Below are 24,413 nucleotides of genomic sequence, written 5' to 3' on the forward strand. Positions count from 1 at the left end.
CCTCGTCGCGGTGGCGCCGGCGTCTTTGGGGGTGGCGCCGGCGTCAACCGCGCTCGGCTGACGGTCTGTCGGCTACCTGGCGTCGTGTCGGCTTGACGCCGAACCTGCCTCTGGAAAGGCTGTGAGGACCCCCTCACAGCCCGGAGGCATTCTGTGTCTGCCGAGGTCCCCCCCGGACCCGCCAACTCGCGCAGCTCGGAGGAGGGAGCCGGCTGGGCCTGCGGGAGGCCGGGCGGCTTCAACGAGCTGCTCCCGGCCCGCGTCCCCGACTTCTCCTGGCGCCGCCCCTCGGTCCTGTGGCGCTCGCGCAACGACGTGCTGGCGCGGCTGTTCGGCGACCCGACGAACGCGATCCGCCGCCGCTGCGTGGCGGCCCTGCGCGAACGGGGCACGCCGGCGGCGTTCACCGTGCACCGCCCGGCGCCGGAGTTCTCGTTCGCGCTGGTCGGCGACACGGGCGAGGGCGACCGGTCGCAGTACGCGGTGGTCCCGCCGCTGCTGCACGCCGCCGCGGGCACCGACTTCATGGTCATCGCCAGCGACGTGATCTACCCGACCGGCGACGCGGCGGACTACCCCGAGAAGTTCTTCCGCCCCTACAAGGACTACCCCGCCCCCATCTACGCCGTGCCCGGCAACCACGACTGGTACGACGGGCTGCGGGGCTTCCTGCACGTCTTCTGCGGTCTGGACGAGAACTGCTCGCCGCCGCCGTGGCGCGGCCCGCTCGCGTTCGTCCCGCGCACGCTGTGGCGCCACTCGGGGGAGGTCGACGCGGAGGCGCTCGCGGAGGCCCGCCGGCTGTACCGGGGGGCGCCCGGCCAGCAGGCCGTGCAGCCCGGGCCGTACTGGGCGATCGACACCCCCTCGCTGCGCATCATCGGCATCGACACCGGGATCACCGGCCGGCTCGACCGCGCCCAGGGCCGCTGGCTGCGCGAGGTGTCCGGGGGGCCGAAACCCAAGCTGCTGGTGACCGGAAAGCCGCTGTACGTGGACGACGAGCACCGTCCCGGGCCGATCGAGGGCGGCGGGACGGTCGACGAGATCGTCCAGGACCCGGCGCACCACTACGTGGCCGCGATCGGCGGCGACATCCACAACTACCAGCGCTACCCGGTGCGGACCGGCGACGGCCGGACCATCCAGTACATCGTCTCGGGCGGCGGCGGGGCCTTCATGCACGCCACGCACGTCATCCCGCGGACCCGGACGGTGGAGGAGGACGAGTTCCGCTGCTACCCGCTGCGCGGCGACTCCCTGTCGCGCTACAGCAAGCTGTACGGCCGGTGGCTGCGGATGCCGGGGCTCTTCGAGCTCACCCCGGAGGAGGCCACCGCCGCGGTCCAGCGCCGGCTCGGCATCAGGCCGGGGCGCGGGTACGACGGCCCCGCCCCGTCCCGCCGCGCGCGCTTCGTCGCGGCCGTCCTCGGCGTTCCGCGCAGCGCCCGGGGCCGCCGCCGGCTCCTGCGGCTCCCCGTCCGGAGGATCCCGCAGCGGTTCCGCTCGGAGCTGGCCGACTGGGACCGGCCGCCGTTCTTCAAGAATTTCCTCCGCCTGGACGTGACGGAGTCGCGGTTGCGCATCCGTTGCTTCGCCGCGACGGGGTGCGGCGACCACGAGACGGCGCCGCCGTGCGAGGACGAGGTGACGATCCCGTTGCGCTAGCCCGAACGCTTTGGAGATTCCGCCAGTAATAGATGAAATCTAGGCGATCTTGCCTCGCGACGTGCCCCGATGCCGTTACAGTCGTGGCTCACCACACCGGTGAACGGTAACGGACGGTCGGCCGGAGAACGACCGCGTCCTTCAGGAGAGCTTCTCAAATGAGTTACCCCCAGCAGGGTCAGGGCCAGCAACAGCAGCAGGCGTACCAGGGCGGCTACTCGCCCGCCCCGGCACAGCAGCAGGCGCCCGCCGCCGTCGGCACCGGCCTCAACATGAAGCGCCGCAACCCCGTCGGCGCCTGGCTCGGCCTGCCGATCATCACCTTCGGCATCTACGGCCTCGTCTGGTTCTTCAAGGTCCACAACGAGCTGCACGAGTACGACCGCCGCATCGACAACGCCGCCACCAGCGCGCTGCTGTCCATGCTGTTCGGCGGCATCACCCTCGGGATCTGGCCCCTCGTCATGTGGGTCAAGCTCGGCGGGCGCATCGCCCAGGCCCAGCGCGCGGCCGGCCTCCAGCCGAGCTGCAGCGGCGGCATGGGCTTCCTGCTCGGCATCTTCGGCTTCGGCGTGCTGTACTACCAGCTCCAGCTGAACAAGGTCACCGACCGCTACGGCGACACCCCGGCCGGCCAGCAGGTCTCGCTCGCGGCCTGAGAAGCGTAGGGGCTACGGCCCTGGCCCCCCGCTGAAGACCACGCCGAACCCCTCCGCGATCGCCTGTCACGGAGGGGTTCCGCATGTGCGGACCTGTGCGGGGGCGGGTTTGTCGGTGGGCGGGGTCAGAATGGGCGCGTGAGGATCGCGGTTGCGGCCGGGGCGGGGGGCGGGGGCTCGCTGCGGGCGGTCGCCGAGGACGGGGCGCCCGCGGGGCCCGTCCAGGACGTCCCCGATCTGGTCTCGGCGATCGCCGAGCGGGAGCGCGACGGCGCGCCGCGGTGGGTGTGGCCGTCCACGGCGCGGCTCTATCCCCGGCTGCTGGAGGCCGGGGTGCGGGTGTCGCGCTGCCATGACCTCGAACTGGTCGAGAACCTGCTGCTCGGCCATGCCGGGCGGTACGGGGAGCCGCGCTCGGTCCGGGCGGCGTGGGCGCGGCTGCGCGGCGAGCCCGTCCCGGCCGACCCGCCGCCGTCCCGGGAGGAGTCGGCGCAGCCGTCGCTGTTCGACGACGACGCCGGGCGGGAGGAGGCCGCGGACGACCTCGGCCAGATCGTCGCGGTGCACGCCGAGCAGCAGCGCGCCATCGCCGGGCTCGACGGGTTCGCGCTGCTGGCGGCGGCCGAGTCGGCCGGGTCGCTGGTGGCCGCCGAGATGGGCCACGACGGGCTGCCCTGGTCGGCCGCCGAGCACGACGCGCTGCTCACCGAGCTGCTCGGCCCGCGCCCCTCGGGCGGCCTGCGGCCCCGCAGGCTGCAGGACCTCGCCGACCGCATCAGCGCCGCGTTCGGGGCGCGCGTGCACGTCAACCCCGACTCCCCGGCGCAGATCCTGCGGGCGTTCGCCTCGGCGGGGCTGCCGATCCCCTCCACCCGCGCGCACGTCCTCAAGCAGCTCGACCACCCCGCCGTCCCGCTGCTGCTGGAGTACAAGGAGCTGTCGCGGCTGCACACCGCGCACGGCTGGACGTGGCTCGACACGTGGGTGAGCGGCGGCCGGTTCCGTCCCGAGTACGTCGTCGGGGGCGTGGTGTCCGGGCGGTGGGCGACGAGCGGCGGCGGGGCCCTGCAGATCCCGCGCGTGCTGCGCAAGGCCGTCGTCGCCGACCCGGGCTGGGCCCTGGTCGTGGCCGACGCGGCCCAGCTCGAACCCCGGGTGCTGGCGGCGCTCGCCGGAGACCGCGCGTTCGCCGAGGCCGCCGCGCACGGCGACCTCTACGCGGCCCTGTCCGACGCCTTCCAGGACGACGCCGACGGCGGGCGCACCGCGCGCGACAAGGCCAAGATCGCCCTGCTGTCCGCCATGTACGGGGGAGGGACGGCCGACGCGGTGCAGCTCCTCGCCGTCCTGCGGAGCCGGTTCCCGCAGGCGTTCGAGTACGTGGAGGCCGCCGCGCGGGCGGGGGAGCGCGGCCGGCTCGTCCGGTCCCGGCTCGGCCGCACGTGCCCGCCGCCGTCGGCCGGGTGGCGCGAGCTGACCTCGGCGGGCGACGACGACGCCCCGGGCCCCCGGCAGGGGACGGCCGCCCAGGCGCTGCGCGGCCGGGGCCGCTTCACCCGCAACTTCGTCGTCCAGGCCACCGCCGCCGACTGGGCGCTCGCGCTCCTGGGCTCCCTGCGCCGCCGCCTGACCGCCCTCGGCTCGCCCCGCCTGGTGTTCTTCCAGCACGACGAGGTCATCGTGCACGGCCCCGCCGAGCTGGCCGAGGAGGTCGCCGCCGCCGTGCGCGCCGCGGCGGAGGAGGCCCGCGGCCTGCTGTTCGGCGACACTCCGGTCGTCTTCCCGATGGAGATCGCCGTCGTCGACCGCTACGCCGACGCCAAGTGAGCGGCCAGCGCGCGGATCGTGTTGGCGGCGGCGAACGCGTGCCCCCGGGCGTTCAGGTGCAGCTGGTCGCCGCAGTAGATGCCCGGGTCGGCGGCGACCGGGTGTCCGTGCGGATTGTCGACGTGGCAGGCGCCGTGCTCGGCCGCGACCTCGGCGGTGAGCTCGGCCAGCCGCCGCGTCCGCGCCGAGATGACCTCCCGGTGGCGGGACGGCCCGAGCCCGGCGGCCGTGATGTCCAGCAGCCCGATCGTGACGACGTCGGCGCCCGCCGCGCGGAACGCCGAGACCATCGCGGCCAGCTCGCGGCGCACGCCGTCCGCGTCGAAGTCGGGGCGGAGCATGTCGTTGCCGCCGGCCACCACGAACGCCAGGTCGGGCCGGAACGCCAGGGCGGGCCGGAGCTGGTCGGCCGCCACCTGCGCGGCGACGAGGTTCCGGCGCCCGAGGTTCAGCGCGGTGAACCCGGGGTTCACCGCGCCGAGCGCCTCCTCGACGCGGTCGGTCCACGACAGGTCGCGGTAGCCGGGGACGGGCTCGCGGACGCCTTCGGCGACGCTGTCGCCGATCGTCACCATCCGGCTCCACGGGGCGTCGGCCAGTAGCGCGGTGGCGTCGGCGGCGGGCAGCACGGAGGGGTCGGTCCACTCGGTCGGAAGCGTCTCGGTCATGGTCTCCTCCTTCAGGGCTTCGCCGGGCGCGCGGCGAGGAGCAGGCCGGCGGCGGCCGCGCCCGCGGCGGCGATCGTGCAGAACAGGTAGACGGAGGTGTAGTCGCCGGGCGCCGCCCGCTCCGGCAGCAGCGCGGCGAGGACGGCGATGCCGAGCGCGCCGCCGAGCTGCCGCGCCGTGGTGTTGAGCCCGGTGGCGCCCGCGAACCGCAGCGGGCCGGCCGACAGCGCGGCGCCCGTGGCGGTGCCGGTGGTCATCATCCCCATCCCCGTCCCGACCACGAGGCCGAGCGGGAGCCAGAACGTCAGGAAGTGCGGCTCGGCGGGCAGGGCCGCGACGGCCCAGACCCCGCACCCGACCATGATCAGCGCGCCGCCCGTCACGGCGGGGCGGACGCCGAGGCGCGCGGTGAGCCGTCCCGTCGCGATCGCCGCCGCGGTGGCGGTGAAGGCGCCGGGCGTCGAGGCGAACCCCGCCTTCACGATCGAGTAGTGCCACTCGGTCGTCAGGTAGAGCACGCCGACGAGCAGCCACGCGTACAGGGCCGTCCCGTACAGGAACGAGGCGGCGTTCGCGGCGGCGAACCGGTGGTCGCGCCACAGCGAGATCTCCAGCGCGGGCACCGGATGCCGCGCCGAGCGCCACAGCGCGAGGGCGGCCAGGACGGCGCCGCCGAGCAGCAGTGCGAGCGTCCGGGCGTCGGTCCACGCCCAGTCCCGGCTCTGCGTCACACCGAGCGCGACGCCGCCCACGCCGGCGGCGAGCAGCACCGTCCCGGCGAGGTCGGGCAGCCGGCCCGCGCCGCCCTCGGCCCGGGGGAGGCGGCGGCCGCCGAGCAGCATCGCCAGCCCGATCGGCACGTTGATGACGAACAGGGACCGCCAGCCGGACAGGTCGACGAGCACCCCGCCGAGGCCCGGGCCGATCGCGGCGGCGAACGCGCCCGCCGCGCTCCACAGCCCGATGCTGCGGGCGCGCCGCTCGGGGGGCGTGTCGTGCAGCAGCAGCGCGAGGGAGGCGGGGATCAGGGCCGCCGCGGCGGCGCCCTGCGCGGCGCGCGTCGCCAGCAGGACGGGCACGTTCGGCGCGACCGCGCACGCCAGCGACGCCAGCGTGAACAGCCCGGTGCCCCACAGGTACAGCGACCGCCGCCCGACCAGGTCGGCGAACCGGCCGGCGGGGGCGAGCAGCGCCGCGAACAGCACCGCGTACAGGGTGATCACCCAGGTCAGGCCGGACAGCGTGCTGCCCGGGAAGTCGGCGTGCAGGTCGGCGACGGCCAGGTTGGCGGCGGTCGCGTCGAGCATGGCCAGGAACGTCGCCCCGGCGGCGAGCCAGGGGACGTCCCGCCGCGCGGTCGGCCCCGGCGGCGCGCCGGTCCCGGCGGTGCTGGTCCCGGCGGTGCTGGTCCCGGCGGTGCTGGTCCCGGTCGGCTCGGTCTCGGTGGTCATGGGCGGACCTCTCCAGAAAAATAAACGAACGGTCGTACACTCTTCTGGCCGAGGGGTCCGCGTCAAGGGGTTCGCCGCATTGACTTTGAACGAACGGTCGTGCAGATTAATCGGTGTGACCATCGACGGACGGCTTCTCAAGGGAGAGCAGACGCGCGGCACGATCCTGTCCCGCGCCGCCGACATCGCCTCGGCCGAGGGGCTGGAGGGCCTGTCGATCGGCCGGCTCGCCACCGAGCTGCGGATCAGCAAGAGCGGCGTGTTCACCCACTTCGGCTCCAAGGAGGAGCTCCAGCTGGCGACCGTCCGCAAGGCGGTCGAGGTGTTCCGCGCGCACGTGACCGAGCCCGCGCTCGCGGTGCCCGAGGGGATTGGCCGCGTCCGCGCGCTCCTGGAGGCCTGGCAGCGCTACCAGCGCGAGCCCGTCTTCCCCGGCGGGTGCTTCTTCCACTCCACGATGGCCGAGTTCGACGCCCGGCCCGGCCGCGTCCGCGACGCGATCGCGGCCTCGCAGCTCGACTGGCGCGCCTTCGTGGAGCGCTGCCTCCGCGAGGCGCGCGACCTCGGCGAGATCGACGCGGCGGCCGACGTCCCGCAGCTCGCCTTCGAGCTGGACGCCCTCTGCCGCACGGGCGCCGCGCAGGCGCTGCTCCACGACGACCCGTCCCTCTACGACCGCGCCGCCCATGCCGTGAACACGCGGCTGGCCGCCGTTACCGCCGCCTGAGCCGGAGGCCGGCCTCCGCGCCGCGCGGGCAAGGGCGCCGGTGCGCGGCTCCGACGCGGCCGGCCGGTTCCGCGAAAGCCGAGGGCGCGGCGAGGCCGCCGCCTCGCCGCGCCCGTCGTCGTGGGCGCGCCGGTGCGGCCGTCAGCTCGCCACCGTGTAGGAAGGGCGGGAGTTCAGGGCCTCCACGTCGGAGAACGAGGTCTGCCGGTACGCGTTGGTGATCGTGTTCAACTCGTCGGGGTCCAGGACGTCCTCGATCGACGTGAAACCGTCGGGGGCCCGCTGGCCGACCGTGTGCAGCACGCGATCCGCCGGCATGTCCCGGCAGGCCAGGACGATGGCGTTGACCGGTTCGCGGCGGTCGCTCTCGTACTGGAGCAGGCCGTCGGCGGGGTCGGCCGCCCCGGCCAGCCGGTGCGCCAGGACCCGGGCGTCGAGGACGGCCTGGGAGCCGCCGTTGGAACCGATCGGGTACATCGGGTGGGCGGCGTCGCCGAGCAGGGTGACGCGGCCGAACGTCCAGCGGTCGAGCGGGTCCCTGTCCACCATGGGGTACTCCAGGATCTCCGCGGAGCGGGACAGCATCGCCGGGATGTCGAGCCAGTCGAACTTCCAGTCGGCGAAGTGGGGGAGCACGTCCTCCAGCCGCCCGGTGCGCTTCCAGTCGGCGGTGTGGTCCAGGCTGTCGTCGCGGAGCTTGACCTCCGCGACCCAGTTCAGCAGTGCCTTGCCCTCCCGCTCCGCGCGCATGGAGATGGGGTAGACCACCATCTTGGAGGCGGCGTTGCTGCCGGCGACGGCCAGGGTCCGCCCGGTCAGGAACGGTTCGCCCTCGGTGAGACCGCGCCACATCCGGATGCCGTTCCACAGCGGTGCCCGCTCTTCGGGGTACAGCTGCGCCCGGACGGCGGAGTGCAGCCCGTCGGCCCCCAGCAGCACGTCGGCCTCGGCGGTGGAGGCGGTACCGGACGCCCGGTCGAGCAGCCGCACCCGGACCCGCTCCGCGTCCTGCTCGAAGCCCTCGAACACGGTGCCGGTGCGGACGGCGTCCTTGCCGAGCCGCCGCAGGACGGCGTCGAGCAGCGCCACCTGCAGCTCACCGCGGTGGATCGAGTACTGCGGCCAGTTGTAGCCGAGCGCGCGGCCGCGCGGCTCCCCCCAGATCCGGCCGCCGTGCCGGTCGAAGTGCACCATCTCGGCCGTGGGGATGCCGAGCTCGGCGAGCTCGTCCCCGAGTCCGAGTTCGGTGAGCTCGCGGACGGCGTGGGGGAGCAGGTTGATGCCGACCCCGAGCGGCCGGAGCCGGGCGGCGGAGTCGACGACGAGCGCCTCGATGCCCGCCTCGTGCAGGCTCAGCGCGGCGGTGAGCCCGCCGATGCCGGCCCCCACGATGAGTACGCGCATGAATCGTCCCTTCACTGGTGCCGGGACCGGACCGGGCCTGGTGAGGCCGCCCGTCCGATCCCGGTCTCGTTCCTACGTGCGCCCCTACTTGTCCAGCGAGGGCACCGAACCCGCGGGGGCCGCGCCGGCCACCCTCGCGCCGCCGCGGACGAGCCGCCCGACCTCGGCCCGGAGGCGGACGAACTCCGGCAGCCCGCGCGTCTCGATCTGGTCGCGGGCGGTCGGCAGGTCGACGGGCAGATCGGCGTGCACCCGGGCGGGCGAGCGGTTCAGCACGACCACCCGGTCCCCGACGTAGACGCTCTCGTCGATGTCGTGGGTGACGAGCAGGATCGTCATCTTCTCCGTCCGGTGGACCTGCAGGACGAGGTCCTCCAGGTCCTCCCGGGTCTGCGCGTCGACGGACCCGAACGGCTCGTCCATCAGCAGCAGCGACGGACGGTAGGCCAGGGCCCGCGCGATCGACACGCGCTGCTGCATGCCGCCCGACAGCTGCCAGGGGTACTTGCGGCCCGCGTCGGGAAGCCCCACCGACTCCAGCGCCTCCTGCGCGGCGGCGCGCCGCTCCGAGCGCGACTTGCCGCGACGCCGCAGCGGCAGGGCCACGTTGTCGCGGACGGTGAGCCAGGGGAACAGGGAGCGGCTGTAGTCCTGGAAGACCACGGCCAGGTCGTCCGGCACACCGACGATGGGCGTCCCGTTGAGGGTGAGGGTCCCGCCGGTGGGGCGGATCAGTCCGGCGATGCAGCGCAGCAGCGTGGACTTCCCGCAGCCGGACGGGCCGACGATGCTGATCAGCTCACCGTCGGGGACGGTGAGGTCGAGGCCGTCGAGAGCCTTGTGACCGTCGGCGTAGGAGTGGGTGAGGCCGGTTATCTGGAGCATCGCGGCCGCCCTTTCTGTGTGTACGTCATGAGGTTCGTCGGCATGCGGGCCACCGTCAACCCGCGAGCCGCCGGGCACCGGCGTGCCAGGCCAGCAGGCGCCGTTCCAGCAGCATGAAGACGGTGTTGAACAGGAAGCCGAGGACGCCCAGCATCACGATCCCCGCCCACATGCGCGGCAGCTCGAAGGTGCGCTGCGCGCCGATGAGCTCGGACCCGATGCCGGACGTGCTGCCGAACAGCTCGGAGATGACCATGAGGATCAGCGCGAAGGACAGCGCGACGCGCAGCCCCGCGAAGATCTTCGGCGCCGCCCCCGGAAGGATGATCGTCACGAGCCGCCGCAGCCGGCCGACGCCGAACACGCGGGCGGTCTCCAGGTGCAGGGGGTCCACCGTGCGGACGCCGTCCGCCGTGTTGAGCAGCACCGGCCAGACGACGCCGAACGCGATCGTGACGACCTGCATGGTCGCGCCGAGCTGGAAGACCATGATGAAGAACGGCACCAGCGTCGGGGGCGGCACGGCGCGCAGGAACTGCAGCACCGGGTCGAACAGGTCGTTCAGCGTCCTGGACCGGCCGATGGCCGCGCCGACGACGACGCCGGCGGCTCCGGCCGCGGCCCAGCCGAGGAACAGGTGCGCCAGGCTGGTGGAGAAGTCGTCGACCGCCTTCTCGGTGAGGAACAGCCGCGAGGCCGAGCCCGAGAACCACAGCTCGTGCAGCGCCTTGACGATCGTCGTGGGCGGCGGGAAGTAGGTCTCCTTCACCGCACGGGTGACGAGCTCCCAGAGCACGACGGCGAGGACGACGAGCCAGGCGCGTTCGGCGAACGCGCGCAGTGCCCTCAGCGCGCTCGGACGCGCGCTCTTCCCGAGAGCGGTTTCCCGCGCATTCAGGTGGGCTTCGCTCATGAGACGCCCTCCACGCGCGCCGTCCGCCATCGGAACGCCATCCGCTCAGCACCGAGAAGGGCGAGGTTGGCCAGCAGCCCGAGGACCCCGGCCCAAACGGCGCCGGCCAGCATGAGGTCGGTCTGGCCGCCGCCCGCCTGGGTGTCGCCGAGGTAGATGCCCACGCCGTCGAACCCGCCCGCCAGCAGCTCGGTGCTGATCACGACGATGAGGGCGACGGAGGCGGCGATCCGGACGCCGGTGGCGATGAACGGCGCGGCGCTCGGCAGCGAGACCCGCCACAGCACCGACGGGGTTCCGAACCCGAAGCTGCGCAGGGTGTCCTTGGCCACCGGGTCGACGTCGCGAAGCGCGTACAGGGTGTTGATGAGGATCGGCCACAGGCAGGCGTAGAAGATCAGTGACATCTTCATCTGCAGGGGATCCGCGAACAGGATGATGGCGAGCGGGATCAGTGCGACCGAGGGGATGGGCCGCATCATTTCGACCAGGGCGCGGGCGGCGGTGCCGAGGAACGGGACCGAACCGAGCAGGATGCCCAGCGGGACCGCCACGAGCACCGCCAGCGCCAGCCCGCCGAACCAGGCCTTGAGCGTGGCCCCGACGTCGACGAGGAACTCCTGGTCGACCGCCAGCTTCCCGGCCTCCCGCAGGACGGTCGACGCCGGGGGCAGGGCGGTCGCGTCGACGAGGCCCGTGCGGCTCACGAGCTCCAGGACGGCGATCACCCCCGCGCCCCCGGCGGCGCCGAGAACGATTCGGCGTGGGTTCATGAAGAAGCGGGCGAGGCGATGTACTGCTTGGCGTCGATCCGCTGGGTCACGTAGCCGAACTGCTGCATCAGGTCGGCCACGCGCTGGATGCGGGTCGCGTTCAGCGTGGTCGGGTACGAGCCGTAGCTCATCGTGGAGGCGACCTTGGCGTCGATCCCCTTGGCGTAGGTCGGCAGGATGTCCTGCACGACCTTGCGGTCGGCGGCCATGCCCTGCGCCTTCGTCAGCGCGCGCTGGAACGCGGCGACCGTCTTCGGGTTCTCCTTGGTGAACTTCTCCGTGGCGGCGTAGCCCGCGATCGGGAAGTCGGCGGTGGCGCCGCTGGACAGGTCGGCGACCATGCGGGCGCCCATCGACTGCTGCATCTGGGTGCCGAACGGCTCGATGGCCTGGACGGCGTCGACGCTCTTGGACTTCAGGGCCTGCTCCATGGCCGGCGGGGGAATCTCGACGAAGTTCTTGTCCTCGTCGAGGTCCATCCCCTGGGGCTTGGCGGCGGCGCGCACCAGCAGCGTGCTGATGTTGCGCTTGGTGTTGACGCCGATCTTCTTGCCGGCCAGGTCCTTGACCGTGTGGTACGGAGAGTCACCGCGCACCATCAGGGTGTGGGTCTTCGAGGCGCTGTTGAAGCCCTCGGCGACGATCTTCGGCTTGAAACCGGGGTCCTTGGTCGCGGCGGTGAGCAGCGACACGTAGTTGCCGAAGCTGAAGTCCAGGCGGCCGCTCTTCAGCAGCGGGATGCCCGCGGCGCCGCCCTGGATCACCTGGGTCTTCACGGTGAGGCCCTCGGCCTTGAACAGGCCCTTGGAGATGGCGAGCTGGACGGGCGCGGTGTCGGCGACGGTCATGACACCGAGGGTGATCTGGGACTTCTCCAGGCCGTTGGCGGACTTGTCCTCCGAGTCTCCGCAGGCGGCCGCGGAAAGCGCCAGCGCGATGGCAAGCGAGCCACTGATCGCGGCACGGCGGTGGGAAGCAGACATGAGCAACGCTCCATTTGCGGGGGGAAGCCGGTCGAAAGGATCTTTCAACGAGCGGGGAGCGTAGCGCACCGGAAGCCCACCATGGGGGAGATACGAGCTTCACGTGCACGTATGTGCACATGCGTAAACAAGCTGTGACATTTGTGTCTTTCACATCACAACTCCCAGACTTGTGTGATCATTCGGGTTGGCCATGGTGGTGGCTCTGTGTTGCAATGTTCGGCGCTTGCCCGCAGAGGTGCGGGGAGGCGTCACGACCCGAATCTTGTTCTGGTCACTGTGCGCCGCGAGCGGTCGACCCACGGAGAGGTAGCGGAGGGCAGTGCGCAAAGCCGAAGGGGCCGAGTCGGCCCCGCAGTCCCCCCAGCCGACCATGCCTGCCAGCAAAGACGCCTCCGGGGGCGGCTCGCTGGGAGGCCGGTTCAGGCTGCGCAACTGGCGCGTGCGCACGCGTCTGTTCGCCGTCATCGCGGTGCCCACGATCGTGGCGGCGCTCCTCGCCGGCTACCGCGTCTCGGTGTCCATGGACAACGCGCAGGCGTACGCGGAGACGGGCCAGATGGCTACGCTGGGTAACCAGCTGACCGTGCTCGCGCAGGAGCTCGAGGACGAGCGCGACGCGATGGCCGAGCGGTCGGCGGGCGGCACGCGTGCCGTCAGCGACGAGGCGCTCAAGTCCCAGCAGGCGTCGGTGGACGCCGCCGCGCGGAAGGTGCGGGTCGCGGCCGCGGACATCCCGAAGGGCACGCCCGGGCTGCGGCTGGCCGTCGGCAACATCGTCAACCGGGTCAACGAGCTGCCCGCGCTGCGCTCCCTGGCCGTGCGTCTCGCGCCCGGACCGATCACCGACAAGTACTCCGAGTTCATCGAGGACTTCACCGGCTTCCACCTGCTCATCTCGCAGGACGCCCCGACCCCGGAGCTCGCGCAGTCGGCGCTGGCCCTCGCCGACCTCGCCAGGGCCAAGGACGCGGCGTCCCGGGAGCGCGCCCTCATCGCCGCCGCGCTCTGGCAGGGGCGGTTCGAGCCGCTCGACCGCGCGGCGGTCGACGGCGCCCGCGCGGACATGAGCACGAGCATCGACGCGTTCCGCAGCTCGGCCACACCGGCGCAGCTGCGGCTCTTCGAGGACACCGTCACCGGTCCGGAACTGGACCGCGCGGAGGTCACCCGGCTGCGCGCGCTCGCCGTCGCCGACGAGTCCCCGCAGCTGCAGGTGAAACTCGGCGCGCGCAACGCCCACGGGTGGACCTCCGACTCGGGCACCCGGGTCGACCGGCTGCGTGCGGTGGAGCAGAGCATCGCCGCCGACCTCGCCGCCTCGGCGCACGACGCCGAGTCCGACGCGCGGACGGCCGCGATACGTGACGGCGTCCTGCTGTTCCTCGTCCTCTTGATCGTCTTGGTGACCGTCATCGCCGTGGCCCGGTCGCTGGTGCGGCCGCTGCGCCGGCTGCAGTCGGGCGCGCTCGACGTGGCCAACGCGCGGCTGCCCGGCCTGGTCGACCGGCTGCGCGATCCCGAGGCCGCCGCCGGCGGCATCGAGGTCAAGCCGATCGAGATCGACTCCACCGACGAGATCGGCCAGGTCGCGCGGGCCTTCGACGAGGTCCACCGGGAGGCGGTCCGGCTGGCCGCCGACGAGGCCGTGCTGCGCGGCAACATCAACGCGATGTTCGTCAACCTCTCCCGCCGCAGCCAGTCCCTGATCGAGCGGCAGCTGCGGCTGATCGAGGAGCTGGAGCAGAGCGAGCGCGACGAGGAGCAGCTCGGCAACCTGTTCCGGCTGGACCACCTCGCCACCCGCATGCGTCGCAACAACGAGAACCTCCTCGTCCTCGGCGGCCAGGAGCAGGTGCGCCGGTGGAACCAGCCCGTCCCGCTGATCGACGTCGTCCGCGCGTCGCTGTCCGAGGTGGAGCAGTACGAGCGCGTCGCGCTGCGGGTTCAAGGCGACATGACGGTCGCCGGCCCGGTCGTCAACGACCTCGTCCACCTGCTGGCGGAGCTGGTCGAGAACGCCACCGTCTTCTCCTCCGACAACACCAGGGTGACGGTGTCGGGGCAGATGCTGAGCGGCGGCGGCTGCATGCTGCAGATCACCGACAACGGCGTCGGCATGTCGCCCGAGGAGCTGGAGCAGGCCAACTGGCGGCTGGCGAACCCGCCCGTCATCGACTTCTCCGCGGCCCGCCGCATGGGCCTGTTCGTGGTCGGCCGCCTGGCCGTCCGGCACGGGATCCGCGTCGAGCTGCGGGCCGCCCAGGGCGGCGGCCTCACCGCGTTCGTGGTGCTGCCGGACGCGGTGGTCACGCCGGGCGAGTCCGGCGGCATCGGCACCCGGCCCGGCCTCGCCCCGCGCGAGGCGGGCTCCCACCAGCTCGCCGCGCTCACGACCGCCGGCGAGCCGCCCGCGGGCGCGTTCCGGCAGGACGACTACGGGCCCGCCCCCGCCATGGGGGGCGGCACCGGTCCGCAGCCCATGGCCGGCGGCACGGGCGCCCACCCCATGGTCGGCGGCACCGGTCCGCTGCGCGCGGTCCGGGGCGCCACCGGCCCGCAGCCGAGCGTCACCGAGACCGGGCCGATCCCGGCCCAGGGCATGCACGACCCCTACACGACCGGCGCGCAGCCCGCGGTCCCGCCCGCCGAGCGGCGCCCGTCGCGGGACCGGCGGAGCCCGTCCGACGATCCCTACGGGACCGCCGAGCGGCAGGCGCCGCGCAGGCCGGGGGAGCTGCCGGTCCGCGAGCCGGGCACCCATCTGCAGAACCGCCCGTCCGGAGGCGGCTCCTCGAACGGGCTCTTCCAGCCGCGCAACGAGCGCCCGCAGGAGGCCGGGGACGCCGACGCCAACGGCGCCTACGGGCCGGGCGGACGGACCGGGCCGCAGTCCGTCGTCCCGGAGGCGCAGCCGATGGTGCCCGAGTCCGGCGGCGCGCGGCAGATCCCCTGGGAGACCGGGCCGTTGGAGCAGGTCGACCCGAACCCGGCGGTGTCCGACCCCTACGCCGAGGACGTCCCGCCGATGTCCGCTCCGAACGTTCCGGAGGGCCTCATACCCGAACCACCGTCCGGTCCCGAACCGGCCGTGCGGGCCGCGGCGGCCGCACAGCCGGAGCCGAAGGCCCCGCCGCGGCTGCCCGAGCGCTCGCCCATCTTCGACGCGATGCAGTCGGAGTGGTTCCAGCGCAGGTCGGGCGACGCGGGCGGCGAGGATCCGTCCAAGGGCTGGGAGTCCCCGGCCGACGCGGGCTTCCGCGCGGCCGAGGCGGCCCGCGAGCCGGTGGCGGCGACCCGCACCACCGTCGGACTGCCCAAGCGGGTGCCCGGCAAGAACCGCATCCCCGGGGCGGTCGGCCGCGTGCCGCAGGACGCGCCCCAGGCGCCGGCGGGCCCGCCGCAGGGCGCCCGGCGGCCGCAGGGGCAGCCGGTCCTCGGGCAGCAGGCGCAGGGCCTGCCGCCCGAGATCCCGCAGGGGCAGCAGGCGCAGGGCCACGGCCAGTCGGCCGACGTTGTACGCAACCGCTTCGCGAGCCTGCAGCGGGGCGTCCACCGCGGACGCCACGAGGCTCGCGGCGCAGGCACGTCAGGTGAGGCGCCGTCACAGGGTGACGGCGAGACAGGAGGCACCCGGTGAGCGGGCAGGATCTCAACTGGTTGGTGACGAACTTCGCGGACCGTGTCCCGAAGGTCGCGCACGCCGTCGTGGTCTCCTCGGACGGACTGCCGATGGCGTACTCGGCGGGCTTCCCGCCCGAGCGGGCGGACCAGCTTTCGGCGATCGCCTCGGGACTGATGAGCCTGACGCAGGGCGCAGCGAAGATCTTCGACGCCGGCGGGGTGAGCCAGACCGTCGTGGAGATGGACCGCGGACTGCTGTTCGTCATGTCCATCACGAACGGGTCGGTCTTCGCGGTGCTTGCGGCCCCCGACTGCGATCTCGGACTGGTGGCCTACGAGATGACGCTCCTGGTGGAGCGGGTGGGGCGGGTGCTGACTCCCGCCCTGCGCGCCCAGGGGCCGCAGCAGCCCCCGTACTCGGGGCCTTCCGTGACCGAGATGGGCGCGGGGCCCGCCCGCTACTGACCGTGACTGACTCTGACGGAGGTCGGCGACATGGATCGAGGCAGTCCCTTCGGGGGCGGTCCCGGAGGCGGCGGCCGCTGGCCGGGTGACCAGGGGCGCGTCCCCGTGCAGGGCCGGCCCCCGGAGCGGGAGGAGAGCGAGGGCAGCTCGCTCGTGCGCCCGTACGCGGTCACCGGCGGGCGCACCAGGCCGCGCTACGACCTGGCCATCGAGGCGCTGGTCACCGCGGCGCCCTACCCGCCGCGGGACGTGGCCGTGCTGACCCCGGAGTACCGGGCGATCATGGACCTGTGCCGCTCGGCGCGCTCGGTCGCCGAGGTCTCCGCGCTGCTGCGCCTGCCGCTCGGGGTCGCGCGGGTCCTCGTCGCCGACATGGCCGTCGAGGGGCTGCTGCGCCTGCACCAGTCGCAGTCCCCCACCACCGCCGGCGGACAGCCGGACCTCCGCTTGCTAGAAAGGGTGCTCAGTGGCCTTCGGAAGCTCTGACCAGGTCCCGGGGCCGCACGGCGGGGAGGCCGAGCTGACCTCGGTCAAGATCGTCGTCGGTGGCGGCTTCGGCGTCGGCAAGACCACGTTCGTCGGCTCCGTCTCGGAGATCATGCCGCTGACCACCGAGGCGGTGATGACGGCGGCCAGCGCCGACGTGGACGACCTGTCGGCCGTCCCGGACAAGACGACCACCACGGTCGCGATGGACTTCGGCCGCGTGTCGCTGGACAGCGAACTGATCCTCTACCTGTTCGGCACCCCGGGGCAGCACCGCTTCTGGTTCATGTGGGACGACCTGGTGCGCGGCGCGATCGGCGCCGTCGTCCTGGTCGACACCCGCCGGCTGGAGGACTGCTTCGCCGCGGTGGACTACTTCGAGGAGCTCGGCCTGCCGTTCGTGGTGGGCGTCAACGGGTTCCACGGCGAGTTCCAGTACGCCGTGGAGGACATCCGCGAGGCCCTGTCGATCAGCGCGCACGTGCCGATCGTGCAGTGCGACGCGCGCAGCCGCGAGTCCACCAAGCAGGTGCTGATCACGCTGGTCAAGCACGCGATGACGGTGCACGCCGCCGGAGCGCACGCCGCCGCGCCCGCGCCGGGCGCCCCCGCGCCGGGCGCGCCCGGCGGTCAGCTCGGCACCACGTCTCCGAGCTGGACCTAGGCCCGTCCTCCCAGTGACGCGGGCGCCGCGCGCGGGGGCGCGGCGCGGCCCGGCCGCCGGGCTACGGTCGCGTAGGTCGTGTGCACGATGCATGATTGTTCGTCGTGATCGACCATGAATCCGCGTTGGGGGCTGCGATGAGCGAAGTGGAGCAGATCGGCAAGTACGTGGCCATCGGTGACAGCTTCACCGAGGGCATGAACGACCCCTATCCCGGCCAGGACGACGTCTTCCGCGGCTGGGCGGACCGGCTCGCCGAGCACATCGCCGTGCTGAACCCGGGCCTGCGCTACGCCAACCTCGCCGTCCGCGGCAAGCTCGTGCGCCAGATCGTGGACGACCAGGTGCCGATCGCCGTGGACCTCGCGCCCGACCTGGTGACGCTCTGCGCCGGCGGCAACGACATGATCCGTCCCGGCGCGGATCCCGACGCGGCCGCGGTCGTGTTCGACGACGCGGTCCGGCGGCTGCGCGGCACCGGGGCCCGCGTCGTGGTCTTCACCGGGTTCGATCCGCGCGGGCTGCGCTCCGGCGGCCGCATCCGGGGCAAGGCCGCCACCTACAACATGCACCTGCGCGCGATCGCCGACCACCGCGGCTGCTCGGTGGTGGACCTGTGGCCGCTGCGCGTCTTCCACGACCCGCGGGCCTGGTACGAGGACCGCCTGCACCTGTCGTCCGAGGGGCACCGGCGCATGGCGCTCTACGTGGCGGAGGCGATCGGCGTCCCGGTCGAGGGCGACTGGCGCGAGCCCTGGCCGCCCCTGGACCGCGCCGACTGGCTCACGATGAGGCGCGAGGACGTCCACTGGGCCCGGACCTACCTCCTGCCGTGGATCGGCCGCCGGGCCACGGGCCGCTCCTCGGGCGACGGCCGCGGACCCAAGCGCCCCACCCCCCTGCCGCTCTAGGCGGGGGCCCGCCGGCCCGGCCGCCGCCGGGCCGGTCGCCTCAGGCGGGGTCGGGCTCGGCCGTGAGGGCCTCCTGGAGGGTCCGCTTCACGGGGATGCGCCGGTGCAGCCCCGTGATCTCCAGGGCGCGGCGGACGATGGGCCGGGGGCCGGCGAGGACGAGGCTGCCGCCCGCCGCGGTGGCGGCCTTGTAGCAGGCGACGATGACCGAGAGCCCGCCCGAGTCCATGAACTCGAGGTCGGTGAGGTCCAGCACGAGGTGGTCGCCGTGCTCGCGGCGCGCCTCCTCCAGTCGGACGCGCAGCTCCTCGGAGCCGGCGACGTCGAGTTCTCCGCACAGCCTGAGGACGGCGCGTCCACCGTCCGACCGTGTGGTCACTTCCAAAGGTGACACGGGGGGTTCCCCTCTTGTGTGCTGCCTTGGCCGGACTTCGTCCGGCGAATAGTTTCCGTCCGACAACTATCGCGGACGCCGGGCCGCCTGCCAACCCGCCGCAACGGGGGTGTGCGTGATCGTGACGCGCCGTAAGGTGCTGTCGGATGTGATTGCCTCGATCCGCTGCGTAGGAGACGACCCCAGGTGAGTTCCCCCCGGCTGCCGGACCATCTCGAAGTGCTGCTCACTGAGGAGCCGGTCCTCGACGTGTACGCGTACGGCCCCTGGCGCGTGCCTGACGGCTTGTACGAGAAGATGCGCGAGCGCGCGGTCGCCTACAACACCGACCAGCGCGCTCTCGTGCTGACACGGCAGCTCAGCGACTTCTACGGAAGCGACACCAGCGCCGCGGGGGCGGAGCAGTGGTCGCTGCTGACGTTCCTGCTGGGCGCGTCCGCGGTGCGCGGCGGGTCGCGCGGAGATGTTGACTACGAGCTCCTGTCGGACTTCCTGGCGACGCCCGAGTCGGCGGTGCGGGACCCGGTGGCGTGGTTCACCCAGGGCGGGCGGTGGCGTCCGCCGGGCCTGTGGCTGCCCGAGCCGGCCGGAGACGACCGGGAGCGCCGCGCGGTGATGTACGAGCTGGCGCGGGCGGGGCTGGAGGTCTTCGAGGGCCTGGAGCCGCTGGAGCGGCGCCGGCGGGCGCTGATGGGCCTGTTCGACCGGCGCGCCGCCGACCCGGCGCTGCGCGAGGCGGACATGACCGTCCCCAACCGGCGGCTGGAGGAGGTGTGGGTCTCCGGCCTGACCGACGAGGAGCTGGCCGTCCTGCCCGAGCTCGCCGGTCCGGTGGGCTACCTGGGCTGGGTGTGCGAGGGGCTGGACGCCGCGCACGAGCGGCTGGCCGGAGCCGTGGCCGACGGGGAAGGGCCCGACGACGCCCTGGCGCGCCTGCTGCTGGCGGCGGACGCCGCGGTCGTCCCGGCCGAACTGGCGGTCGTGCTGGGCGGCCCCCGCTACGAGAACGTGGAGGAGCGGTTCCGCGCGGCGCGGGAGGGCTTCGCCGCCGAGGCATGGCAGTACGACGTGCGGGCGTGGCTGGCGCGCGGCCTGGTCGCGGGCGAGGCGGACGCGGCCCGCGCCTGGCTCGACATGGCGGTGCGGTTCACCGGCGCGGTGCAGGGCCTGCCGGAGGCGCCGGTCAGCCCGCGCTGCCGGGTGCCGGTGCGCCCGTTCCAGGTCGACCTGCGGCGCCTGTTCACCGTCCGCCGGGTCTTCAACACCCTGAAGTTCGGCGGCGGCGAGGGCGACGAGCGGACGTCCGGGACCGGGACCGAGCCCGAGCCCGTGACCGAGGGCGGGGCGCGGCTGGTCGGGCAGCCGGAGCTGGCGCGGGCGGTGCAGGACGCGGTGGCGGCGCGGCTGGCCGACCAGCGGCCGGTCCGGCTGCTGATCGCCGGGCCGGAGGGCACCGGGAAGGGCACCGCGGCCGAGATCGTCGAGGAGCTGCTGGCCGGGCGCGGCGCCGTCCGCGAGGCGCTGTGGATCTCCGACCAGGTCTTCGCCTCGCTCGGCGTGAGCGAGGCCGTCCTGTGGCTGCAGGCCCGCGTCCGCGAGTGCCTGGAGCACCGGATGCTCCTGGTCGTGGACGACCTGGAGAAGCTCGCCGCGCACGAGCGCTGCGGCGCCGCCGCGGCCGAGGAGCTGCGCCGGCTCATGGCGCGCTCGCCGTCCCTGAACGTCGTCGCGCTGTGCCGCCCCGGCGGCGACCGGCGGCTGTTCGACGCCAACCCCGCGCTGGTCCGGGCGTTCGAGGCCGCCCGCACCCGCGACTTCACCGAGGACGACTTCGCCGAGCTGTTCACCCTGGCCGTCGCGCGGCGCGGCGCGCGGGCCGGCGAGCAGGTCGCCGCGGCCGCGGGCGCCCTGCTCCGCCGTACCCCGCCGCTGCTGAACCTGCGCGGCGCCCGGCTGGTGGAGCACATGGCGGCCCAGGCCGTCGCCGCCGCCGACCGCCGGGCCCGCCAGGAAGAAGCGGACGCACCGGATGTATCAGATGTACCGGACGGACCGGACGGACAGGACGGACCGGACGGACCGGACGGGACGGACGCCGGGCCGCTGGAGGTCACCGCCGCCGACCTGCCGCAGCGGCTCATCGCGGGCCGTCCCGACGAGTCCGACCCGCTCGCCGAGCTGGCCGCCTGCGTCGGCATCGAGCCCGTCAAGAGGGAGGTCGAGGCGCTGATCGCCGAGGCCAACGCGGCGCGGCTGCGCCGCGAGGCGGGCATGACGGCGCGGACGCGGCTGCGGCACCTGGTCTTCACCGGGAACCCCGGCACCGGCAAGGGCAAGGTCGCGCGGATCCTCGGCCGGATCTACGCCGACATCGGCGTGCTGTCGTCCGGCCACATGGTCGAGGTGGAGCGCGCCGACCTGCTCGGCGAGTACGCCAGCGAGAGCGTGCTGCGCGTGCGCCGGGCGGTCGAGCAGGCCCACGGCGGCGTCCTGGTCGTCCGGGACGCGCACGCCCTGGTGTCGGCCGCGGCCGACGCGGCGCGCGGCCGCGAGGTGCTGGACGTGCTGCTGACCAGCGTCCAGGCGCACACCGACGACCTCGTCGTCGTGCTGACCGGCCCGGAGGCGGAGATGAACGGGCTGCTGAAGGCGCACCCCGACCTCGCCGCCGCCTTCCCCCGCACGCTCCGCTTCCCCGACCTCACCGACGAGGAGCTGGTGGAGGTGTTCACCGCCAAGGCCGCCGACTCGGGGTTCGAGCTCGCCCCCGGCGTCCTGGACAAGGTGCGCGCGCTGGTCGAGGCGGCGCCGCGCGAGCGCGGGATCGGCAACGTCCGCATCATGACGAACCTGCTGGAGCGGGCCGTCGCGATGCAGGGGCGCCGCGTCCTCGCGGACGGGATCGTCGACGAGGACGAGTCCCTCGACGTGATCCTGACGGAGGACGTCCCCGACACCCTCACCCGCGGCCGCGACGACGTCCCCGGCGACCCGCTCGCGGAGATCGAGCGGCTGATCGGCCTGGCCGACATCAAGCGGGAGGTGGCCGCGCTGGTCGCCGAGGTCCGCGCGGAGCAGCTGCGGCGCGATGCCAAGGTCTCGCCGGCGCCGCCGGCCCGGCACATGGTGTTCTCCGGCAACCCGGGCACGGCCAAGACGACGATCGCGCGGCTGATCGCCGCCGTGTTCGCCCGCCTCGGCCTGCTGTCGTCGGGGCACCTGGTGGAGGTCACCCGCGCCGACCTCGTCGCCGAGTTCATCGGGCAGACCGCGCCGCGGGTGCGGGACGCGGTCGGCCGCGCCCTCGGCGGCGTCCTGTTCGTGGACGAGGCGTACACGCTGGCCTCCGGCGGCGGCGACCGGCGCGACTTCGGCCACGAGGCGATCGCCGAGCTGCTGCGGCTGATGGAGGAGCACCGCGGCGACCTCGTGGTCATCGTCGCGGGCTACGACGCCGAGATGGAGCGGTTCCTGGACGCCAACCCGGGGCTGAAGTCGCGGTTCCCGAAGCGGCTGCGCTTCCCCGACTACACCGACGACGAGCTCGTCACGATCTTCGAGTTCATGGCGGCGGAGGACGGGTTCGCGCTCGCCCCCGGGATCCTGGAGGAACTGCGCCGCCTCGTCGCGGCCCAGCCGCGCGGCTCCTCGTTCGGCAACGCCCGGCTCGTCCGCAACCTGCTGGAGGCGGCGATCTCCCGGCAGGCGCAGCGCATCACCGCCAAGGAGGACGCGGCGCCCGGCGAGATCGACCCGGCCGAGGTGGCGCTGCTGCGCCCCGAGGACCTGCCCGAGGCGCCGCCCCGCGAGGACGAGGGAGGCTACGGCCCCTACATCTAGGGCGGCCCGGCCGCCACGCCGTCGGCCCCGTAGGCCGACGCCTGGAGCGAGTACAGGTCGGCGTAGAGGCCGCCACGGGCCATCAGCGCGGCGTGGCCGCCCTCCTCGATCACCTCGCCGTGCTCCAGGACGTAGATCCGGTCGGCGTAGCGGACGCTGGCGAGCCGGTGGGTGATGAGCAGGACGGTCCGGCCGTCGGCGTGCGTGCGGATCCGCTCGAACAGCTGGTGCTCGGCGCGGGCGTCCAGGGCGGCGGTCGGCTCGTCGCAGATCAGCAGCGGCGCGTCCCGGTAGAACCCGCGGGCCACGGCGAGCCGCTGCCACTGCCCGCCCGACAGCTCCGCGCCGCCCTTGAACCGGCGGTCCAGCAGCGTGCCGTACCCGAGGGCGAGCCCGGCGACGACCTCGTCGGCGCCGGAGGCGCGGGCGGCGCCGAGCATCGCCGGGTCCTCGTCCCCGCCCTCGGCGGGCTCGCCGCCGCGGCCCATCGTGATGTTCTGCCGCGCGGTCATCGGCCAGTGCGTGTACTCCTGCGCGATGACCGCGATGCGGTCCCACACTTCGGCCGGGTCCACCTCCGCCAGCGGCACGCCGTCCCAGCGCACCTCGCCGGCGTCCGGGTCGTACAGGCCCGCCATGATCTTGGCGAGGGTCGTCTTGCCGGAGCCGTTCTCGCCGACGAGCGCGACCACCTCGCCCTTGCGCAGGTCCAGCGAGACGCCCCTGAGGGACGGCGTCTCGGCGCCCGGGTAGGTGAACTCCACGTCCCGGACGCTGATCAGCCCGAAGTCGTCGGGGAGCCGCGCGCGCCGCTCCGCCGCGGCGGCGGGCAGCGCGCGGCGCGGGATGCGCCGCTCGGCGGCCTCGCAGAACGCCAGGTAGTCGCCGAAGTACAGGCCCTCCTCGTAGCACCGGTTGACCGCGAACACGAGGTTGGCCAGGGACGACTGGCCCGAGCGGATCGCGAGGACCGCCGTGCCCGCGACCGCCAGCGGCACCGCCCCCTTCCACAGCATGACGCCGAGCGCGACGTAGACCAGCGCCGTCGCCACGCCCTTGCCCACGTCTCCGGTGACCTTCACGACGGTCTGCCTGCGGGCCACGTCCAGCTCGACCCGCCGCTGGTGGGAGGCGGACCGGTCGTACTGGTCCAGCAGGAAGCGCCGCATCGTGAACGAGCGCACCTCGGCGGCGTGCCGCCGCTCCACCATCAGGTCGGACAGGATCCACTTGCGGCGCGTCACCCCGATCAGCGAGAGCATCATCAGGTACCGCATCCGCGCGCTGCGGACCGACGCCCAGCCCTCCGGCACGGCGGTGAGGAGCAGCAGCGGCAGCAGGATCGGATGCAGCACGCCGAGCGTCCCGGCCGCCGCGACCATGCCGATGAGGCCCGTCAGGACGTCCACGGCGTGCCGGACCACCTGGGGCGCCGACATCATGCCGCGCCCCTCCGCCCGCTTCAGGTCGTCCAGGAAGTCCGAGTCGTCCAGCGCGGTCAGGTCCACCGCGGTCGTCGTCTCGTACAGCCGCAGCTCGACCAGCCGCTCCACCTGCGGCTCCAGCCGGGACTGCGCCCAGCCCGCGCCCGCCAGCAGCCCCGCCCGCAGCGCCACCGCCCCCGCGACCATCGCCAGCGACGGCAGGGCGTCGCGGACCCGCGAGGGGGTCGGCGCCTCGCTGAACAGCGCGGTCAGCACGCCGGTCGTGGCCAGCAGCCAGAACGCGGTGAAGAACCCCGCGGCGATGTTGAGAGAGACGGTCGCGAGCGCGTCGGCGCGGCTCGCCCGCCAGGCCAGCCCCGCGGCCTGGACGATCATCGACGGGAGCCGCCGCGCGATCGTGGCCATCCCCGTCTCGGTGAGTTCCCTGTCCTTCGCGTGCCAGGTGAGGATCACCTCGGGGAACCCCTGGTCGGGGACCGCCTCCGGGCGGTGGCGGCGGCGCCGGAACGTCCGGCGCGGCCTGGATCCCCTGGGAGAAAGCCGTCGTGTGCCCATGCGCCGCCCCTCCGCGCGTACTACCGGCCACGGGCAGTGTGCGCCCTTAGGGGGACGATGTCCGCTTCTTT

Annotated in this window: 19 protein-coding genes; 10 read left to right on the forward strand and 9 right to left on the reverse strand. The window is 73.8% G+C overall.

Features of this window, described 5'->3' with window-relative positions; translation table 11 throughout:
* The first annotated feature begins 153 nt into the window (after positions 1–153).
* The 3 genes from AB0C21_RS32555 (at position 154) to AB0C21_RS32565 (ending at position 4,154) form a co-directional block, all read left to right on the forward strand.
* Positions 154–1,668: a metallophosphoesterase family protein gene (locus AB0C21_RS32555; protein ID WP_500209418.1), complete on the forward strand. Its 1,515-nt coding sequence runs from the start codon at positions 154–156 to the stop codon at positions 1,666–1,668.
* A 158-nt stretch (positions 1,669–1,826) separates the two neighbouring features.
* Positions 1,827–2,327 carry a DUF4234 domain-containing protein gene (locus AB0C21_RS32560; RefSeq protein WP_500209420.1) on the forward strand — a complete coding sequence of 167 codons (501 nt, stop codon included), beginning with the start codon at positions 1,827–1,829 and terminating at the stop codon, positions 2,325–2,327.
* A 138-nt stretch (positions 2,328–2,465) separates the two neighbouring features.
* Complete coding sequence (locus AB0C21_RS32565; RefSeq protein WP_500209422.1) at positions 2,466–4,154, forward strand: bifunctional 3'-5' exonuclease/DNA polymerase; 1,689 nt, start codon at positions 2,466–2,468, stop codon at positions 4,152–4,154.
* On the opposite strand, the gene AB0C21_RS32570 is transcribed toward AB0C21_RS32565, so the two are convergent.
* Together AB0C21_RS32570 and AB0C21_RS32575 are read right to left on the reverse strand one after the other, a co-directional pair.
* Positions 4,136–4,822 carry an SGNH/GDSL hydrolase family protein gene (locus tag AB0C21_RS32570; RefSeq protein ID WP_500209424.1) on the reverse strand — a complete coding sequence of 229 codons (687 nt, stop codon included), beginning with the start codon at positions 4,820–4,822 and terminating at the stop codon, positions 4,136–4,138. The two genes, AB0C21_RS32565 and AB0C21_RS32570, sit on opposite strands and share 19 nt — an antisense overlap.
* Positions 4,823–4,833: 11 nt before the next feature.
* Complete coding sequence (locus AB0C21_RS32575) at positions 4,834–6,273, reverse strand: MFS transporter (RefSeq protein WP_500209426.1); 1,440 nt, start codon at positions 6,271–6,273, stop codon at positions 4,834–4,836.
* A gap of 115 nt (positions 6,274–6,388) precedes the next feature.
* On the opposite strand from AB0C21_RS32575, the gene AB0C21_RS32580 reads away from it, so the two are divergent.
* Positions 6,389–7,000, forward strand: a complete 612-nt coding sequence (locus AB0C21_RS32580; RefSeq protein ID WP_500209428.1) for a TetR/AcrR family transcriptional regulator — start codon at positions 6,389–6,391, stop codon at positions 6,998–7,000.
* Positions 7,001–7,141: 141 nt separating this feature from the next.
* Here the strand turns inward: AB0C21_RS32580 and AB0C21_RS32585 are convergent, their stop codons facing one another.
* The 5 genes from AB0C21_RS32585 to AB0C21_RS32605 all read right to left on the reverse strand — a co-directional run bounded on the left by AB0C21_RS32585 (position 7,142) and on the right by AB0C21_RS32605 (position 11,958).
* Positions 7,142–8,404, reverse strand: a complete 1,263-nt coding sequence (locus AB0C21_RS32585) for a flavin-dependent oxidoreductase (RefSeq protein ID WP_500209430.1) — start codon at positions 8,402–8,404, stop codon at positions 7,142–7,144.
* Between the two features lie 84 nt (positions 8,405–8,488).
* A complete protein-coding gene (locus AB0C21_RS32590; RefSeq protein WP_500209432.1) occupies positions 8,489–9,289 on the reverse strand; it encodes an ABC transporter ATP-binding protein in 801 nt (266 codons plus the stop codon).
* 55 nt (positions 9,290–9,344) lie between these two features.
* Positions 9,345–10,202: an ABC transporter permease gene (locus AB0C21_RS32595; RefSeq protein WP_500209434.1), complete on the reverse strand. Its 858-nt coding sequence runs from the start codon at positions 10,200–10,202 to the stop codon at positions 9,345–9,347.
* The gene (locus tag AB0C21_RS32600; protein ID WP_500209436.1) at positions 10,199–10,975 is read right to left on the reverse strand and encodes an ABC transporter permease; all 777 of its coding nucleotides are present in this window, start codon (positions 10,973–10,975) and stop codon (positions 10,199–10,201) included. The genes AB0C21_RS32595 and AB0C21_RS32600 overlap by 4 nt, the downstream gene beginning before the upstream one ends.
* Positions 10,972–11,958 (reverse strand): ABC transporter substrate-binding protein, encoded by a 987-nt coding sequence (locus AB0C21_RS32605; RefSeq protein ID WP_500209438.1) that lies wholly within the window; start codon positions 11,956–11,958, stop codon positions 10,972–10,974. The genes AB0C21_RS32600 and AB0C21_RS32605 overlap by 4 nt, the downstream gene beginning before the upstream one ends.
* Positions 11,959–12,331: 373 nt before the next feature.
* Here AB0C21_RS32605 and AB0C21_RS32610 point away from each other — a divergent pair, with 373 nt between their 5' ends.
* The 5 genes from AB0C21_RS32610 (at position 12,332) to AB0C21_RS32630 (ending at position 18,108) form a co-directional block, all read left to right on the forward strand.
* A complete protein-coding gene (locus AB0C21_RS32610; RefSeq protein WP_500209440.1) occupies positions 12,332–15,598 on the forward strand; it encodes a nitrate- and nitrite sensing domain-containing protein in 3,267 nt (1,088 codons plus the stop codon).
* Positions 15,595–16,047: a roadblock/LC7 domain-containing protein gene (locus tag AB0C21_RS32615; RefSeq protein WP_500209441.1), complete on the forward strand. Its 453-nt coding sequence runs from the start codon at positions 15,595–15,597 to the stop codon at positions 16,045–16,047. The genes AB0C21_RS32610 and AB0C21_RS32615 overlap by 4 nt, the downstream gene beginning before the upstream one ends.
* Positions 16,048–16,077: 30 nt before the next feature.
* Positions 16,078–16,533, forward strand: a complete 456-nt coding sequence (locus AB0C21_RS32620; protein WP_500209443.1) for a DUF742 domain-containing protein — start codon at positions 16,078–16,080, stop codon at positions 16,531–16,533.
* A gap of 34 nt (positions 16,534–16,567) precedes the next feature.
* Entirely contained in the window at positions 16,568–17,197 is a 630-nt protein-coding gene (locus AB0C21_RS32625) for a GTP-binding protein (protein ID WP_500209495.1), read from the forward strand.
* A gap of 137 nt (positions 17,198–17,334) precedes the next feature.
* A complete protein-coding gene (locus AB0C21_RS32630) occupies positions 17,335–18,108 on the forward strand; it encodes an SGNH/GDSL hydrolase family protein (protein ID WP_500209445.1) in 774 nt (257 codons plus the stop codon).
* Positions 18,109–18,148: 40 nt separating this feature from the next.
* Here the strand turns inward: AB0C21_RS32630 and AB0C21_RS32635 are convergent, their stop codons facing one another.
* Positions 18,149–18,487, reverse strand: a complete 339-nt coding sequence (locus tag AB0C21_RS32635) for an STAS domain-containing protein (protein WP_500209447.1) — start codon at positions 18,485–18,487, stop codon at positions 18,149–18,151.
* Between the two features lie 201 nt (positions 18,488–18,688).
* Here AB0C21_RS32635 and AB0C21_RS32640 point away from each other — a divergent pair, with 201 nt between their 5' ends.
* Positions 18,689–22,342, forward strand: a complete 3,654-nt coding sequence (locus AB0C21_RS32640; RefSeq protein ID WP_500209448.1) for an AAA family ATPase — start codon at positions 18,689–18,691, stop codon at positions 22,340–22,342.
* Here the strand turns inward: AB0C21_RS32640 and AB0C21_RS32645 are convergent.
* Positions 22,339–24,342 carry an ABC transporter ATP-binding protein gene (locus tag AB0C21_RS32645; protein ID WP_500209450.1) on the reverse strand — a complete coding sequence of 668 codons (2,004 nt, stop codon included), beginning with the start codon at positions 24,340–24,342 and terminating at the stop codon, positions 22,339–22,341. The two genes, AB0C21_RS32640 and AB0C21_RS32645, sit on opposite strands and share 4 nt — an antisense overlap.
* Positions 24,343–24,413: the final 71 nt, after the last annotated feature.

The sequence above is a fragment of the Spirillospora sp. NPDC049024 genome, from assembly GCF_040649235.1.
In the GTDB taxonomy this organism is placed as follows: Bacteria; Actinomycetota; Actinomycetes; order Streptosporangiales; family Streptosporangiaceae; genus Spirillospora.

Bases quoted from the DNA above. Each gene is read 5' to 3' on its own strand.
- AB0C21_RS32560 (WP_500209420.1), top strand. From the start codon at position 1,827: ATGAGTTACCCCCAGCAGGGTCAGGGCCAGCAACAGCAGCAGGCGTAC.
- AB0C21_RS32570 (WP_500209424.1), bottom strand. From the start codon at position 4,822: ATGACCGAGACGCTTCCGACCGAGTGGACCGACCCCTCCGTGCTGCCC.
- AB0C21_RS32575 (WP_500209426.1), bottom strand. From the start codon at position 6,273: ATGACCACCGAGACCGAGCCGACCGGGACCAGCACCGCCGGGACCAGC.
- AB0C21_RS32585 (WP_500209430.1), bottom strand. From the start codon at position 8,404: ATGCGCGTACTCATCGTGGGGGCCGGCATCGGCGGGCTCACCGCCGCG.
- AB0C21_RS32590 (WP_500209432.1), bottom strand. From the start codon at position 9,289: ATGCTCCAGATAACCGGCCTCACCCACTCCTACGCCGACGGTCACAAG.
- AB0C21_RS32595 (WP_500209434.1), bottom strand. From the start codon at position 10,202: ATGAGCGAAGCCCACCTGAATGCGCGGGAAACCGCTCTCGGGAAGAGC.
- AB0C21_RS32600 (WP_500209436.1), bottom strand. From the start codon at position 10,975: ATGAACCCACGCCGAATCGTTCTCGGCGCCGCCGGGGGCGCGGGGGTG.
- AB0C21_RS32605 (WP_500209438.1), bottom strand. From the start codon at position 11,958: ATGTCTGCTTCCCACCGCCGTGCCGCGATCAGTGGCTCGCTTGCCATC.
- AB0C21_RS32610 (WP_500209440.1), top strand. From the start codon at position 12,332: ATGCCTGCCAGCAAAGACGCCTCCGGGGGCGGCTCGCTGGGAGGCCGG.
- AB0C21_RS32620 (WP_500209443.1), top strand. From the start codon at position 16,078: ATGGATCGAGGCAGTCCCTTCGGGGGCGGTCCCGGAGGCGGCGGCCGC.
- AB0C21_RS32630 (WP_500209445.1), top strand. From the start codon at position 17,335: ATGAGCGAAGTGGAGCAGATCGGCAAGTACGTGGCCATCGGTGACAGC.
- AB0C21_RS32645 (WP_500209450.1), bottom strand. From the start codon at position 24,342: ATGGGCACACGACGGCTTTCTCCCAGGGGATCCAGGCCGCGCCGGACG.